At 70.2% G+C, this 14,013-nt stretch carries 13 protein-coding genes; 10 read left to right on the top strand and 3 right to left on the bottom strand.

The window, feature by feature from the left end:
• Positions 1-22 precede the first annotated feature (22 nt).
• From VPH46_RS08750 to VPH46_RS08740, 3 genes are read right to left on the bottom strand one after another with little or no spacing between them, the layout of a single operon-like run.
• The gene (locus VPH46_RS08750) at positions 23-1,336 is read right to left on the bottom strand and encodes an amidohydrolase family protein (protein WP_416610525.1); all 1,314 of its coding nucleotides are present in this window, start codon (positions 1,334-1,336) and stop codon (positions 23-25) included.
• Positions 1,333-2,754 (bottom strand): amidohydrolase, encoded by a 1,422-nt coding sequence (locus VPH46_RS08745; RefSeq protein WP_416610523.1) that lies wholly within the window; start codon positions 2,752-2,754, stop codon positions 1,333-1,335. Before VPH46_RS08745 ends, VPH46_RS08750 begins: the two co-directional genes overlap by 4 nt.
• Positions 2,755-2,804: 50 nt before the next feature.
• On the bottom strand, positions 2,805-3,647 hold the full coding sequence (locus VPH46_RS08740) for a hypothetical protein (protein ID WP_317893177.1): 843 nt from the start codon (positions 3,645-3,647) through the stop codon (positions 2,805-2,807).
• Between the two features lie 91 nt (positions 3,648-3,738).
• Here VPH46_RS08740 and VPH46_RS08735 point away from each other — a divergent pair, with 91 nt between their 5' ends.
• The 10 genes from VPH46_RS08735 (at position 3,739) to tal (ending at position 13,978) form a co-directional block, all read left to right on the top strand.
• On the top strand, positions 3,739-4,401 hold the full coding sequence (locus VPH46_RS08735; RefSeq protein ID WP_416610521.1) for a DUF4129 domain-containing protein: 663 nt from the start codon (positions 3,739-3,741) through the stop codon (positions 4,399-4,401).
• Positions 4,398-5,630, top strand: coding sequence for a hypothetical protein (locus VPH46_RS08730; RefSeq protein ID WP_416610519.1), 1,233 nt, complete (start codon positions 4,398-4,400; stop codon positions 5,628-5,630). Before VPH46_RS08735 ends, VPH46_RS08730 begins: the two co-directional genes overlap by 4 nt.
• Positions 5,627-6,583, top strand: a complete 957-nt coding sequence (locus VPH46_RS08725; RefSeq protein WP_416610517.1) for an AAA family ATPase — start codon at positions 5,627-5,629, stop codon at positions 6,581-6,583. The genes VPH46_RS08730 and VPH46_RS08725 overlap by 4 nt, the downstream gene beginning before the upstream one ends.
• Complete coding sequence (locus VPH46_RS08720) at positions 6,580-7,851, top strand: DUF58 domain-containing protein (RefSeq protein WP_416610515.1); 1,272 nt, start codon at positions 6,580-6,582, stop codon at positions 7,849-7,851. Before VPH46_RS08725 ends, VPH46_RS08720 begins: the two co-directional genes overlap by 4 nt.
• Positions 7,848-8,843 (top strand): stage II sporulation protein M, encoded by a 996-nt coding sequence (locus VPH46_RS08715; RefSeq protein ID WP_416610513.1) that lies wholly within the window; start codon positions 7,848-7,850, stop codon positions 8,841-8,843. Before VPH46_RS08720 ends, VPH46_RS08715 begins: the two co-directional genes overlap by 4 nt.
• Complete coding sequence (locus tag VPH46_RS08710) at positions 8,836-9,717, top strand: RDD family protein (protein ID WP_416610511.1); 882 nt, start codon at positions 8,836-8,838, stop codon at positions 9,715-9,717. The genes VPH46_RS08715 and VPH46_RS08710 overlap by 8 nt, the downstream gene beginning before the upstream one ends.
• A gap of 15 nt (positions 9,718-9,732) precedes the next feature.
• The gene (locus tag VPH46_RS08705) at positions 9,733-10,293 is read left to right on the top strand and encodes a GNAT family N-acetyltransferase (RefSeq protein WP_416610509.1); all 561 of its coding nucleotides are present in this window, start codon (positions 9,733-9,735) and stop codon (positions 10,291-10,293) included.
• 209 nt (positions 10,294-10,502) lie between these two features.
• Positions 10,503-11,582, top strand: a complete 1,080-nt coding sequence (dinB, locus tag VPH46_RS08700; protein WP_416610507.1) for a DNA polymerase IV — start codon at positions 10,503-10,505, stop codon at positions 11,580-11,582.
• Positions 11,579-12,778: an FAD-dependent oxidoreductase gene (locus VPH46_RS08695; RefSeq protein ID WP_416610505.1), complete on the top strand. Its 1,200-nt coding sequence runs from the start codon at positions 11,579-11,581 to the stop codon at positions 12,776-12,778. Before dinB ends, VPH46_RS08695 begins: the two co-directional genes overlap by 4 nt.
• 78 nt (positions 12,779-12,856) lie before the next feature.
• Positions 12,857-13,978: a transaldolase gene (tal, locus tag VPH46_RS08690; protein WP_416610503.1), complete on the top strand. Its 1,122-nt coding sequence runs from the start codon at positions 12,857-12,859 to the stop codon at positions 13,976-13,978.
• Positions 13,979-14,013 lie beyond the last annotated feature (35 nt).

Genomic DNA, 14,013 nt, shown 5'->3' with positions numbered 1-14,013 from the left:
TCCCGCGGGCGGCACGAAGCGGTCAGTATTGATATGCCTTGGGCAACGTGCCCTCGGTCGGATCGAGGTAGCGGTCGCGCAGCCGCTGCTGGCGGTGGACGAGCGGTTGCTCGACCCCGTCGACGAACACCTGGGTCGGCATCGAGCCGATCTCCAGCGGATCGCCGTCCCAGATCACCACGTCGCCGCGGCGGCCGGGCTGGAGCGAACCGAACTCGCCACCCATGCCCAGCGCCTCGGCAGGACGCGAACTGATCGCCGCAAAGGCGCTACCCCAGTCGAGCCCGGCGGCACCGGGAATGCGGCTGAGCGCCACGAGGTTGCCGGCATACTGCTTCACCAGCCGCGCCTGGCGCGCCTCGTCGTTGTTGATCATGCCGATCGCGACGGGGACGCCCGCCGCCTTCAGCCGGCCGATGTTCGACTGGGTTGCGGCAAGCTGCTCGAAGGAGGACGGCAGGTCGGCAAGCGCGCTGGCGATCACCGGCACGCCGGCCGCCGCGATGTCGGCGGCGACGGTCCAGCCTTCCGTGGCGCCGACCAGCACGAGCTTGACGGTGCCGAGTTCGCGCTTGAGATCGAGCAGTGCGCGGATGTCCGACGCGCGCTCGACATGGGCGAGCAGCGGCATGCGCCCTTCGATCACCGGCACCAGCGCCTGCGCGTCGAGGCGGGTGAGCAGCGCGTCCTTGCCGCGATCGGCGAAGCTCGCGGGGCTGCGGGCATATTCGCGCGCCTCGAACAGCGCGTTGCGCAGCATCGCGAAGGCGGCCGGGCGGCTGCCGCCGGCAGCGCGCGCGCCGCTTTCGCCCCATTCCATGAACTGGAACGCGCGCGGGCGGGTGACCGCGTCCATGTCGGACGCGAGGTCGATGACGGCGCCCTGACCGGCAAAGATCGAGCCGCCATTCTCGGGTGCGACGACGGCGCGGGTGACGCCCTCGGCCCGATTGAGCGCGATCGCGGAGGTGCGCGGGTTCACGGCAGGAGCGATGTCGAGCGCAGCGTTGAACACCGTCTCGTCGGCGCTGGCATCGTTGGTGCCGCGCACCGCATCGACCTCGACGATGCCCATGCGCGTGAAGCCGGCGAAGATGCCGGGCGTCACCCATTTGCCGCCGGCATCGATGGTGCGCATGCCGGCGGGCACCGCCACGCCGGGACCGGCGGCGACGACGCGGCCGTCGCGTACCACCACCGTGCCGCCATCGACCGGGCCGGCGCCGGTGCCGACCACCAGCTTGGCGTTGGTGATCGCCATCGTCTGCGCGGAGGCGGGCAGCGCCGCGGCCGTGGCGAGCAGCGCGGCCGCCGTGGAAAGGATCAGGCGCTTCACTTCACATCCCCCTCGCCCGGCTGGCCGAGCTCGAAATCGGAAACCGGCCGCAGCCGCTTGTCATTGGCGTCGAACAGCAGCGCGCCATCGACCCACACCTTTTCGGGGCGGGTGTAGACGCTGAACGGATCGCCGTTCCAAAGCACGACATCGGCCATCTTGCCGGGCTTCAGGCTGCCGGTGACCTGGTCGATGCCGAGCGCACGCGCAGGCGCGATGGCGAGCCAGGTCCAGGCATGTTCGGGGGTGACCGCGATACCGGCGCGGCGCGCCGAGCCCATCACCTTGGCGACTTCCTGGTTCAGCCGCTGGATGCCGTTCTCGTCGTCCGAATGGATCATCGCGCAGGCACCGGCGCGGTCGAGGATGGCGAGGTTTTCGCCGACCGCGTCATAGGCCTCCATCTTGAAGCCCCACCAGTCGGCCCAGACCGCCGCACAGGTGCCGTTCGCCTTCAGCAGATCGGCGATCTTGTAGGCCTCCACCGCGTGGTGGAAGGCGGTCACCTTGTAGCCGAACTCCTTGGCCATATCGAGGACGACGGCCATTTCGTCGGCGCGGTAGCAGTGGTTGTGGACGAGGATCTCGCCGTCCAGGACGCCGCGCAGCGTGTCCATGGCGAGGTCGCGATCGGGCGCGTCGCCGCCGTCCTCCTCATACTTGTCCCACTTGCGATCATAGGCGCGGGCCTTCGCCCAGGTGGCGCGATCGACCGCGACATTGCCCATGCGGGTGGTGGGCATCCGGCCCTTGCTGCCATAGACGCGCTTGGGGTTCTCGCCGCAGGCCATCTTGAGACCATAAGGGGCGCCGGGGAACTTCATCCCCTGCATGGTGCGGGCGTAGACGTTCTTCACCGTCACCGAGCGGCCGCCGAACAGGTTGGCGGAGCCGGGCAGGATCTGCAGCGTGGTGACCCCGCCGTTCGCGAGCGCGCGGCCGAAGCCGGGGTCCTGCGGCCAGACGCTGTGCTCGGCCCAGACTTCTGCGGTCACCGGCGCCGACATCTCGTTGCCGTCGGACAGCGCCTCGACGCCGGGCGAGGGATAGTCGCCGAGGTGGCTGTGGACGTCGATCACGCCGGGCGTCACCCACTTGCCGGTGCCGTCGATCACGGTCACGCCCTCAGCAGGCGCGATCGACCGGGCGACTTCGACGATCTTGCCGTCGCGGAACAGCACCGCGCCGCCGTCGATGCGGCCGCCCTCGCCATCATAGATGGTGACGTTGGTGAGGAGCGTCGGCCGGCCGGGATAGGCGCGGTAAGTGGAGGGATAGGGATCGTGGTTGTACCCCTTGCCCGCGCCGGGCGCCGCGTCGCCCTTGTCCTTCTTGGCGCTGGCCGAACGATCGCCGGCGGTATGCGCCCGCGTCCCATCGGCCGCGCAGGCGGCGAGCCCGCCGGCCGCGGCAAGCATCAGCAACGTTCGTAGCAAGCCTGTTCTCCGTTCCTGTCGATGTCGGGCGGTCATGCGAACACCGCCTCCAGATCCTCGCCGACCAGCCCTTCGCGTTCGGACTTGAGCTGGTGGTAGATGGTCGAAAGTCCGGCCGCGCCCATCGCGCCGGTGAGCGTGGCGACCAGCGTCTGGATGACGATGCTGCCGATCCGGGCGCCGCTGGTCTGGCTGGCGAGCGCGAACCCCTGGCCCATGCCGCCGAACAGCGACCAGGCCACGAACACGATCGCGAAGAGCAGCAGCAGCCGCCAGCGGGCGCCGCGCAGGAGCTCCCCGCTGCGCGCGAAGCTGGCAAAGATGCCGGGACGCTCGGCGACCAGGACCGGGAGCACGATCGCCCAGGTCAGCATCAGCACCAGCCCCGGGATGATGAAGAGCATCAACCCGAGGGCGACGCCCACCCACAGCAGCAGCCGGACGAGAATGGCGGGCAGCAGCAGCCGCAGTCCCTGCGCCAGCGCCGGCCCGAACTGCACCGGCCGCCCGGCAAGCACGTCGAGGGCGATCGCGATCATCACGACTTCGCCCAGCGTGCCCACCAGCAGGCTGACGAGCCAGCCGATGCCGAGGGCGGTCAGCACCTGCTCGTCCGGCATGGTGAACATCCGGGCGGTTGCGTCGACGCCGAGTGCCGTCTGGAGGGCGGTGGCTGGCAGCGCGATCGTCACCAGGCTGGTCGCCAGCATCGGCAGGCGCGCACGGCCGATCGTCGAGAAGCTCTGCGAGACCACGTCGGTGATGCGGAAGCGCCAGGGGTGTCGCCGCGCCTCGGTACGCGCCGCGAAGATCAGGGCGGCGATGAACAGGAACGGCAGCGCAAGCAGCACCACCAACATCAAAATGACTGCCATGGATCCCCCGCCCCCCGCCGGTTCGCCAAGCCTAGGCGAAAAGCGTTGCGTGTAAATCGGCGATTTGCTCCAACGGCGCGCAGGGGGACGAATGACGGCACGCGCATCCATGGAGGCCGCATCGGCGGCAGCGCCGCCCGACCCCGCGCGTGTGGCGGAGGCGCATCGCGCGATCCTGGCCGACAAGAGCATCCAGTTCGACCTGCCGATGCGGCACATCGAGGCGCGTGAGACGCCCGAGTGGCTGAAGGCGCTCGGCAGAGCGATCGCGCGCTTCGTCGCCTGGGTCGGCGATGGCTGGACCGTGATCGGCTGGATCGCGGCGGCGGTGGTGGTCGCGGTGTTGCTGTTCGCGCTGGTTCCGGGACTACGCGAGTGGGTGCTCTCGCTCGCCCGCCGCGGCCGCAGCGACGTGGACGAGACGCCGCAATGGGCGCCGACCGAAACGCAGGCACGCGCGCTGCTGGAAGAGGCGGACGCGCTGGCGGCCGGCGGCCGCTATGACGAGGCGGTGCACCTGATCCTGTTCCGCAGCATCGACGACATCGCCGCCTGGCGCGGCGAGCTGGTGCGCCCCTCCTCCACCAGCCGCGACATCGCGCGAGCCGAGGGGCTGCCGGGGGAAGCGCGCGGGGTGTTCGCGCGGATCGTGGCGGCGGTGGAGCGCAGCTGGTTCGGCGGGCGTGCGCTGGAGGCGGGCGACTGGGAAGCGGCCCGTGCGGATTACGCCCGGTTCGCACTGAAGACCGCATGAGCGCGACACCCGAGCCCTTTGCGCGGCGCACCGCGATCGTGCTGGTGGTGGTCGGCACGCTGCTGGCGCTGGCGGCGATCCTGCTCAACGGCTTTTCCGACGTGCTGTCGCGCCAGCTGGGCTCGCTTCCGGCGGCCGACCAGAAGCATGGCGCCGGCTATTATGCGCTGCGCCAGCTGGTCGACCGCACCGGCGGTGGCGGATCGCTGGTGGCCGATCCGGACGATTTGGCCGCGATGCCCGAATTGGCGGTGCTGACGCCGGCGATCGACACCCAGCCCGAGCAGGTGGCCAGGCTGGTGCAGGCGCGCGAGGCACATGCGGCCGCGGCGGAGGAGGAAGACGCAGAGGAGAGCGGCGACTTTCCGACGCTGATCGTGCTGCCCAAGTGGCACGTGTCGGCGCTGCCGTTGCAACCCAATCGGGTGCAGCGCGTGGGGCTGCTGAGTTCCGAGAAGGTCGCAGCGCTGGTGCCCGCCAAGGCTGTCGAAACGACCTATGGCGCGACGCAGGAGATGCGCAGCGCCCCGGACTGGAAGCTCCGCCCCTTCCTGGCGCCCCGGTATCTGAGCGCCGTAACAGGCAAGACACTGGTCCCGATCCTGCGGGACGAGGACGGGGCGGCGGTGCTGGCGCGGATCGGGCGGACGAACACCTATGTGCTGTCCGACCCGGACCTCCTCAACAATGCCGCGCTCAAGCACCCGCAGAATGCGCAGGCGGCGATCGCACTGCTCGCGGCGCTCGACCCGAAATATCCGGGTGCGGCCGTGTTCGACGCGTCGCTGCATTATGGCCCAGGCGACCGCAACCTGGTGAAGCTCTTGTTCACGCCGCCGTTCCTGGCGGCGACCCTGGCGATGATCGCCGCCGCCGTGCTGGCGGGACTTGCGACCGCGGTGCGGTTCGGGCCGGTGCTGCGCGAGCGGCGGGCGGTGGCGCTTGGGAAAGCGGCGCTGATCGACAACATCGCCGCCCTCACCCGCTTGTCCGGCAGAACGCTCTCGGCCGGGGGGCGCTACGCCGACATCGCCCGCGAGGGGCTGGTTCGCACCATGGACCTGCCGCGCGACCTGGACGAGGCGGGCGTGCTGGAGCGCCTCGACCGGCTGGGCGACCGCCCCGCCCCCTATTCGCAGATCGACCATCGCCTGCGCACCGCCCGCACAGAAGCGGAGCTGGTGGCGGCGGCCCGACAACTCCACGCATGGAAGGACGCATTGGCATGAAGCTCGAAGAGGTCCGGTCGCTCGGACAGGCGATCGACCGCGAGATCGCAAAGGCCGTGGTGGACCAGGGACCGGTGGTACGCTTCCTGGCAATCGCGCTGTTTTCCGCGGGCCATGTGCTGCTGGAGGGGCCGCCGGGCACCGCCAAGACGCTGCTGGCGCAGAGCTTCGCGCGCTCGCTGAGCCTCGACTTCGGCCGCATTCAGTTCACGCCTGACCTGATGCCGGGCGACATCATCGGGGCGAACCTGTTCAACTTCCAGACGTCGAGCTTCGCGCTCACCAAGGGGCCGGTGTTCTGCGAGCTGCTGCTGGCGGACGAGATCAACCGCACCCCGCCCAAGACGCAGGCGGCGCTGCTGGAGGCGATGCAGGAGCGCGCGATCACCACCGACGGGCGCACCGAGCGGCTGTCGGACCGCTTCACCGTGGTCGCGACCCAGAACCCGATCGAGCAGCAGGGCGTCTATCCGCTGCCTGAGGCGCAGCTCGACCGCTTCCTGTTTAAGCTGTCGATCGGCTGGCCGTCCGAGGAATCGGAGCGCGCGATCGTCGCGCAGTACGGCAACCGCACCGGTACGCCGCGCCCCGAGGATTCGGGCGTGCAGCCGGTCGCGGGTGCCGCGGAGATTGCAGCCGCCATTGCTGCGGTGTCGGAGGTACGACTGGTCGATCCGGTGATCGACTATATCGTGCGGCTGGTGCGGGCGACCCGCGAGCATCCCGACATCGCCAGCGGCGCCTCCCCGCGCGCCGCATCGGCCATGGCCGCGGCAGCGCGGGCCGCAGCGGCGCTGGAGGGGCGTGACTATGTCATTCCCGACGACGTGAAACTGCTCGCCCCGGCACTGCTGCGCCACCGGCTGATCCTGTCGCCCGCGGCCGAGATCGACGGGCGGCGGATCGACGATGTCGTGACCGCACTGATCGACGCGACCGAGGCGCCGCGTTGATCTATCCCACCCAGCGCGCGGTGTGGCTGGTCGCGGCGGCGGCCCCGGTGGCGCTCGCCATCGGCATCGTCGCGCCCGGTGCCTGGATGGCGGCGCTCGGCTGGGTGGTCCTGATGGTGGTGCTGGTGATCGTCGACGCGCTGCTGGCGCCGCCGCTCGGCAGCGCCCGGCTGTCCATCGCGACCCCGGCGGCGATCCATGTGGGCGAGACGTTCGACCTCGCCCCGCGACTGGAGCAGGACACGCGCGTGCTGCCCGCCGCCTTTACCGCGGAGATTGCCGGCCCGCTGGAGCGCGAGGGGCCGCGCACCAGCACGCGCTTTCGTGCCGTACGGCGTGGGCGTGCGGTGGTGGAGGCGCTGTGGGCGCGCCATGCTGGGCCGATGGGCCTCGCCTGGCGGCAGACGCGCCGGCCGGGCGGCCAGGCGATCGCCATCATGCCCGACATCCGCCCCGTGCGCGACGAGGGGATGCGCCAGTATCTCAACAGCCAGCACACGGGCCTGCGCATGCGGCGCGACAGCGGCGAAGGGCAGGAATTCCAGGTACTCACCGATTTCCAGCCCGGCATGGAACGGCGCACCATCGACTGGAAGGCGTCGGCCAAGCACGCGTCGCTGCTTGCCCGCGAGTACCAGACCGAGCGCGACAATGCGGTGGTGTTCGCGGTCGACGCCGGGCGCGCGATGAGCGATCCCGTCGGCGGCGTGCCGCGGGTCGACAGGGCGGTGTCGGCAGCGCTGCTCGCGGCATTCGTGGCGCTGAAATCGGGCGACCGGGTGCGGCTCTATTCCTTTGCCGCCCGGCCGCAGGTGGATTCGGGCACGCTGTCGGGCACGCGCGGCTTTGCGCGGCTGCACCACGCCGCCGCCGACATCGACTATGGCACCGACGAGAGCAACTACACGCTGTCGCTGGTGACGCTGGACGGGCGGCTGGAGCGGCGTTCGCTGGTGGTGCTGTTCACGGAATTCACCGACCCCACCAGCGCGGAACTGATGCTCGCCGCCGCCCAACGCATGCTCAAGCGCCACCGGCTGCTGTTCGTGCTGTTCCGCGACGAAGAGCTGGAGGGGATCCAGGATGCCGAGCCGAAGGATGCCGACGATGTGGTGCGCGCGACCGTCGCCCATGCGCTGCTGCGCGAGCGGCGGATCGTGATCGAACGGTTGCGACGGATGGGCGTGGACGTGATCGAGGCGCCAGCCGAGGCGATGGCGCTCCGGCTGGTCGAGCGCTATCTGCGTCATCGGGAGCGGGTGGCATGAACGCGCCGCTGTTCGCCAGCCGCCACTTCCGTGCCGAGCGCGAGGCCGACTGGGCGCGGCTGGAGGCGCTGCTCGACGTCGTGGAGAGCAAGAGCCCGCGCCGCCTGTCCGAAGAGGACCTGTTCGAGCTGCCGCGGCTGTACCGCGCGACCTTGTCGGCGCTGTCGGTGGCGCGCGAGACGTCGCTCGACGCGTCGCTGGTCGACTATCTCGAGCGGCTGTCGACCCGCGCCTATTTCGTGCTCTACGGCTGCCGCGCGCCGTGGGGGCGGCAGATCGTCGATTTCTTTGCGCGCGGGCTGCCGCAGGCGGTGCGCACGCTGTGGCCCGAGATCCTGGTGGCGACGCTGCTCACCATCTTGAGCGCCGTTGCCGCCTACGCCTTGATCCGCGCCGAACCCGCGTGGTTCGGCGCGATCATGCCTCCCGAGATGGCGAGCGGACGCGACATGAGCGCCTCCACCGAGTTCCTGCGCAAGTCGCTCTACGACAAGCCGGAAGACGGCGGGCTGGAGGTGTTCGCGGCCTTTCTGTTCACCCATAACGCGCAGGTCTCGTTCCTGTGCTTTGCGCTGGGCTTTGCGCTCGGCATTCCGACGCTGATCCTGCTGGTGCAGAACGGCGCGATGCTGGGCGCGATGTTCGCGGTCTATACGCCGCATGGCCTCGCGCCCGGGCTGTTCGGCTGGCTGATGATCCATGGATCGACCGAGCTGAGCGCGATCGTTCTGGCGGCCGCAGCAGGGCTGCGGATCGGACGCACCATCGCCTTTCCGGGCGAGCGCGGGCGCGTCGCTGCCGCAGGGGCGGCCGGCCGGACCGCCGCCACCGTGATGCTGGGCGTCATCCTGATGCTGCTGGTGGCTGGCCTGCTGGAGGGGTTCGCGCGCCAGTTGGTGACCAGCGACAGCGCACGGTACGCGATCGCCGGTGCGATGTTCGCCCTGTGGGTCGGCTATTTCAGTCTCGCGGGAGGCAGTCGCCGTGGCTAGGCGCCCGCGCAAGCCGCGCCCGCCGCTGTCGCTCGACCGTGCGCTGGTGACGCCCGAGGGGGTGACGCTCCACGTGCGGCTGGGCAGCGGCGGCGCGCGCGCGGGCGCGCTGGTGCTGGACCTGCTGGTCATGCTGGCCATCCTGATCGGCTTCACCCTGCTGGTGGTGCTGCTCGCCCGCGCGGGAGGAACCGCGACCGGCCCGCTGCTGATGGTCGTGTGGCTGCTCGGCTTCTTCCTGCTGCGCAACTTCTACTTCGTGGCGTTCGAGGCGGGCGGGCGCGCGGCGACGCCGGGCAAGCGGATGCAGAAGCTGCGGGTGGTGGCGCGCGACGGGGGGCGGCTGACCCCGACGGCCGTGCTGGCGCGCAACCTGATGCGCGAGGTCGAGCTGTTCCTGCCGCTGAGCTTCCTGCCCTTTGCCTTTGCGGAAGGGACGATCGACGGCTGGGTCGGCTTCCTGGCGCTCGGCTGGGCGTGCCTGTTTCTGTTCTTCCTGCTGTTCAACCGCGACCGGATGCGCGCCGGCGACCTGGTGGCGGGCACCTGGGTGGTGGAGAACGAGCGCGGGCAGATCGGCGCGGAGCTGCTCGATCCGGCCGCGCTGGAGGGCGATCGCTATCGCTTCGCGCCGCACGAACTCGCCGCCTATGGCGCGTTCGAGCTGCACAAGCTGGAGGACGTGCTGCGCCGGAACGACCGGCACGACCAGTTCATGGTGGCGCGCACCATCCGCACCAAGCTCGGCCGCAACCCCGACGAGGGCTATGACCGCGAGTTCCTGGAAGCCTATTACGCAGCGCTGCGGCTGGAGCTCGAACGCAAGCTCCTGTTCGGCAAGCGCAAGAAGGACAAGCACGACCAGCAGGGTTGAGGGGGAGACGGTTCGATGGAAGGCACCCACGCGCGCGGTGAACCGGTACTCGAGACCGAGCGCCTGACCCTTGCCCGGCCCACGCTCGCGGACCTGGACGAGAGCCACGCGATGCTGAGCGATGCGGGCGTGATGGCCTTCATCGGCGGGCAGCCGATCCGCCGCGAGGATGCGTGGAACAAGCTGCTGCGCAACATCGGCCACTGGACGGCCTTTGGCTATGGCATCTTCACCGTGCGCGAGAAGGACGGCGGGCGCTTCCTGGGCGAAGTGGGAACCGCCCATTTCGCGCGCGGGTTCGGCGCCGCCTTTGATCCCTTTCCGGAGGCGGCTTGGATCCTGGCGGCGCAGGGCCAGGGCAGGGGCTATGCCACGGAAGCGGTGCAGGCAGTGCATGCGTGGATGGCCGAGGTGCATTGTGCGGAGCGCACGGTGTGCCTCATCCACCCGGACAACCTGCCGTCGCGGCGGGTGGCGGAGAAGCTCGGCTACCGGCGCTTCGGCGAGGTCCACTATCGTGACGCGCCGGGCATCCTGTTCGAACGGGGCGGGCTCGGCGCTGAGGTGACACCGTAGCAAGAGCTTATCCGTACCCCGGCGAAGGCCGGGGTCCAGTTGCGGTGCAATCGCGATGTGCCACGCGCCTCAACCGTCTCCCGACTGGGCCCCGGCCTTCGCCGGGGTACGGGCTCACTGCGGCTTTGATGCCGGCACCATGACAGCGAAGAGCCACCAAGGTTCACGGGTGACATCGGGGGCGTTTGTTCCTATCCTGTTCGCGTGCCATGACCCGCAAGATCATCCATGTCGACATGGACGCTTTTTTCGCGTCGGTGGAGCAGCGCGACGCGCCGGAGCTGCGCGGGCGGCCCGTGGCGGTGGGCGGCTCGAGCGGGCGCGGCGTGGTCGCGGCGGCGAGCTATGAGGCGCGGCGCTTTGGGGTACGCTCGGCGATGCCCTCGGCGCGGGCGATCCGGCAGTGCCCGGAACTGGTGTTCGTGCGGCCGCGCTTCGATGTCTACCGGGCGGTGTCGCAGCAAATCCGGGCGATCTTCCACAGCTATACGCCGCTGGTCGAGCCGCTGTCGCTGGACGAGGCCTATCTGGACGTGACCGAGAACCTCGCGGGGCTGCCGTCCGCGACCGAGACGGCGCTGGAGATCCGGCGGCGCATCCGCGAGGAAACCGGCCTCACCGCGTCTGCCGGCATCTCCTACAACAAGTTCCTGGCGAAGCTCGCCTCCGACGCCAACAAGCCGGATGGGCAGTGCGTCATCCCGCCGGGTGCCGGCGAGGCCTTCGTCGCCAAGCTGGAGGTCGGGCGCTTCCACGGCATCGGCCCGCGTACGGCCGAGAAGATGGCGGGGCTCGGCATCCACACCGGCGCCGACTTGCGCGCGAAGGAGCTACCATGGCTGCGCGCGCACTTCGGCAAGTCGGGCGAATGGTATTACCGCGTCGCTCGCGGTGAGGACGATCGCGCAGTGACGCCCGACCGGGTGCGCAAGTCGTCCGGATCGGAAACCACCTACGCCACCAACCTGACCACGCCCGATGCGGTGGAGGACGGAATCCGTGCCATGGCCGACGATGTCTGGGAATGGTGCGAACGCATGCGCAGTTCCGGCCGCACCGTGACGACCAAGATCCGCTTCGCCGACTTCCGCACCCTGACGCGCAGCCGAAGCATCCCCGAACCGGTCGGCGATCGGGCCACGCTGCACGCGATCGCGGTCGAGCTGGTGCGCGGGCTCTACCCGCTGCCAATGGGCGTGCGGCTGCTGGGCGTCACCCTCTCCAACCTGGGCCCCCTGCCCGATCCGGCAACGCCGGGCGTGCAGATGGCGCTGGACCTGGCACGGTGACGGCGCGGACGATTGCGGTCGCGGGCTGTGGCCCCGCCGGCCTGGCAGCCGCGCTGCTGCTGGCGCGGGACGGGCACCACGTCACCCTGTTCGAGCGGTTCGCGACGCCGCAGCCGATCGGATCGGGGCTGATGCTGCAGCCGACCGGGCTTGCCGTGATGCGGGAGCTTGGACTGACGCAGGAAGTGCTGGCGCGGGGCGCGCGCGTCGATCGCCTGCTCGGGTGCACGGCCGAGGGCAGCGTCGTGCTGGACGTCGCCTATCGGGCCCTCAAGGGCGAGCGCTTCGGGCTCGGCATCCACCGGGCGAGCCTCTTCGGGGTGTTGTTCGATGCTGCGGTCGCAACCGGCATCCCGATCGAGACGGGCCGGACGGTGGTTGGCAGCGAGCCGGCGAGCGAGGGCGGTCGCTGCCTGCTCTTCGAAGGTGGCACCCGCAGCGTGCGGTTCGACCTGGTGGTCGACGCGCTGGGCGGCCGCACGCCGCTGGCGCCGCCCACGGGCCGCGAACTCGCCTATGGCGCGCTGTGGACGAGCCTCGCCTGGCCGGAAGGGAGCGCGCTGTCGCCGAGTACGCTGGAGCAGCGCTATCACCGGGCGAGCCAGATGGTCGGCGTGCTGCCGACGGGCAAGCGCACCGGTGGCGGTGGCGCCGAAGCCTCGCTGTTCTGGTCGCTTCGGCTCGACCGGCTGGAAGCGTGGCGCACGGCCGGACTGGCGGCCTGGAAGGCGGAAGTGCGCGCGCTGTGGCCCGCAACCGAGCCGCTGCTCGCCCAGATCGACCATCCCGACCGGCTCGTTGCCGCGCGTTATGCGCATCGCACGCTCTCGAAGCCGGCCGCAGCGGGCCTGATCCACATCGGCGACGCCTGGCATTCCGCGAGCCCGCAGCTGGGCCAGGGGGCGAACATGGCGCTGCTCGATGCCTATGCGCTGCGGCAGGGGCTGCGCGGCGCCGCGACGGTTGGCGCAGGGCTGGCGCGCGCGGTGGCGCTGCGGCGGCGGCATGTCGCGCTGTACCAGGCCCTCACGGCATTGCTGACGCCGGTCTATCAGTCCGACAGCCGGGTAATCCCGGCACTGCGAGACCGGCTGGTGGCGCCGCTCTCTCGCCTGCCGCTGGTAGAGCGGATCCAGGCCGCGCTGGTGGCGGGGCTGGTCGGGCGGCCACTCGCGAGATTGGGACTGCACGCGTGAGTCGATTTTTGCTGCGGCTGGCGGCATAGCGCTCCCAAAGCCGGGTTTTGGGTCCGGCGCAGGCTGAAAGGACTGGAAATGGGGCTGCTCAACGATCTCGGCGCCAAGGGCACCGCACCGTGGCTCGACTTCGTCGACCGCAAGTTCCTGGAAGCGGGCGGGCTGGAAAAGCTCGTCGCCGAGGACGGGCTGACCGGCGTCACCTCCAACCCCGCCATCTTCGAGAAGGCGATGGGCTATGGCGACGCCTATGACGCGACGCTGGCCGCCTATGACGCCGCCCATCCGGGTGCGGCGACGATCGACCGCTACGAGCATCTGGCGATCCAGGACATCAAGGCCGCGGCCGAGACGCTGCGCCCGGTCTATGACCGTACCGATGCCAGGGACGGCTATGTCAGCCTGGAAGTGTCGCCCTATATCGCCGACGATACCGACGCGACCATTGCCGAGGCGCAGAAGCTGTGGGCGGCGGTCGACCGGCCGAACCTGATGATCAAGATCCCCGGTACGCCGGCAGGTGCGCCGGCGATCGCGGCAACGGTTGCAGCCGGCATCAACGTGAACGTCACGCTGTTGTTCTCGCTGGAGGCGTATCAGCGCGTCGCCGAGGCGCATGTCGCAGGGCTGGAGCAGCGCGCGGCGCAGGGCCTGCCGATCGACCGGATCGCGGGCGTCGCGAGCTTCTTCGTCAGCCGCATCGACGCGGTGATGGACAAGGCGATCGACACGCGCGTCGCCGAGGGCGATCCCGAGGCCGAGGCGCTGAAGGCGCTGCGCGGCAAGGTCGCGATCGCCAACGCCAAGGCCGCCTATGCCTGGTACCAGGACTTCATCGGGAGCGACCGCTGGCAGGCACTCGCCGCCAAGGGCGCGCAGCCGCAGCGGCTGTTGTGGGCGTCGACCGGGACCAAGGACCCGGCCTATCCGGACACGCTCTACGTCGACGCGCTGATCGGTCCGGACACGGTCAACACCATGCCGCCCAAGACCATGGACGCGTTCCGCGAGCGCGGCACCGTCGCCGACACGCTCACCGCCGATCTGGACGGCGCGCGTCACGTGCTGGCGGAAGCTGAGCGGCTGGGCCTGGACCTGGATGGCGTAACCCAGCGGCTGGTCGAAGACGGCGTCGCGCAGTTCGTGAAGGCGTTCGACGATCTGCTGGGGGCGATCGCCAAGAAGCACCCCGGCGCCTGAAACGACAAACGGGAGGTGCGGCATCCCGCACCTCC

Origin of the sequence: Sphingomonas sp. MJ1 (PH-R8) (genome assembly GCF_048058635.1) — a bacterium.
GTDB lineage: Bacteria > Pseudomonadota > Alphaproteobacteria > Sphingomonadales > Sphingomonadaceae > Sphingomonas.
The sequence above is the reverse complement of the archived record's forward strand: the minus strand, read 5'-3'. Positions and strand labels throughout refer to the sequence as shown.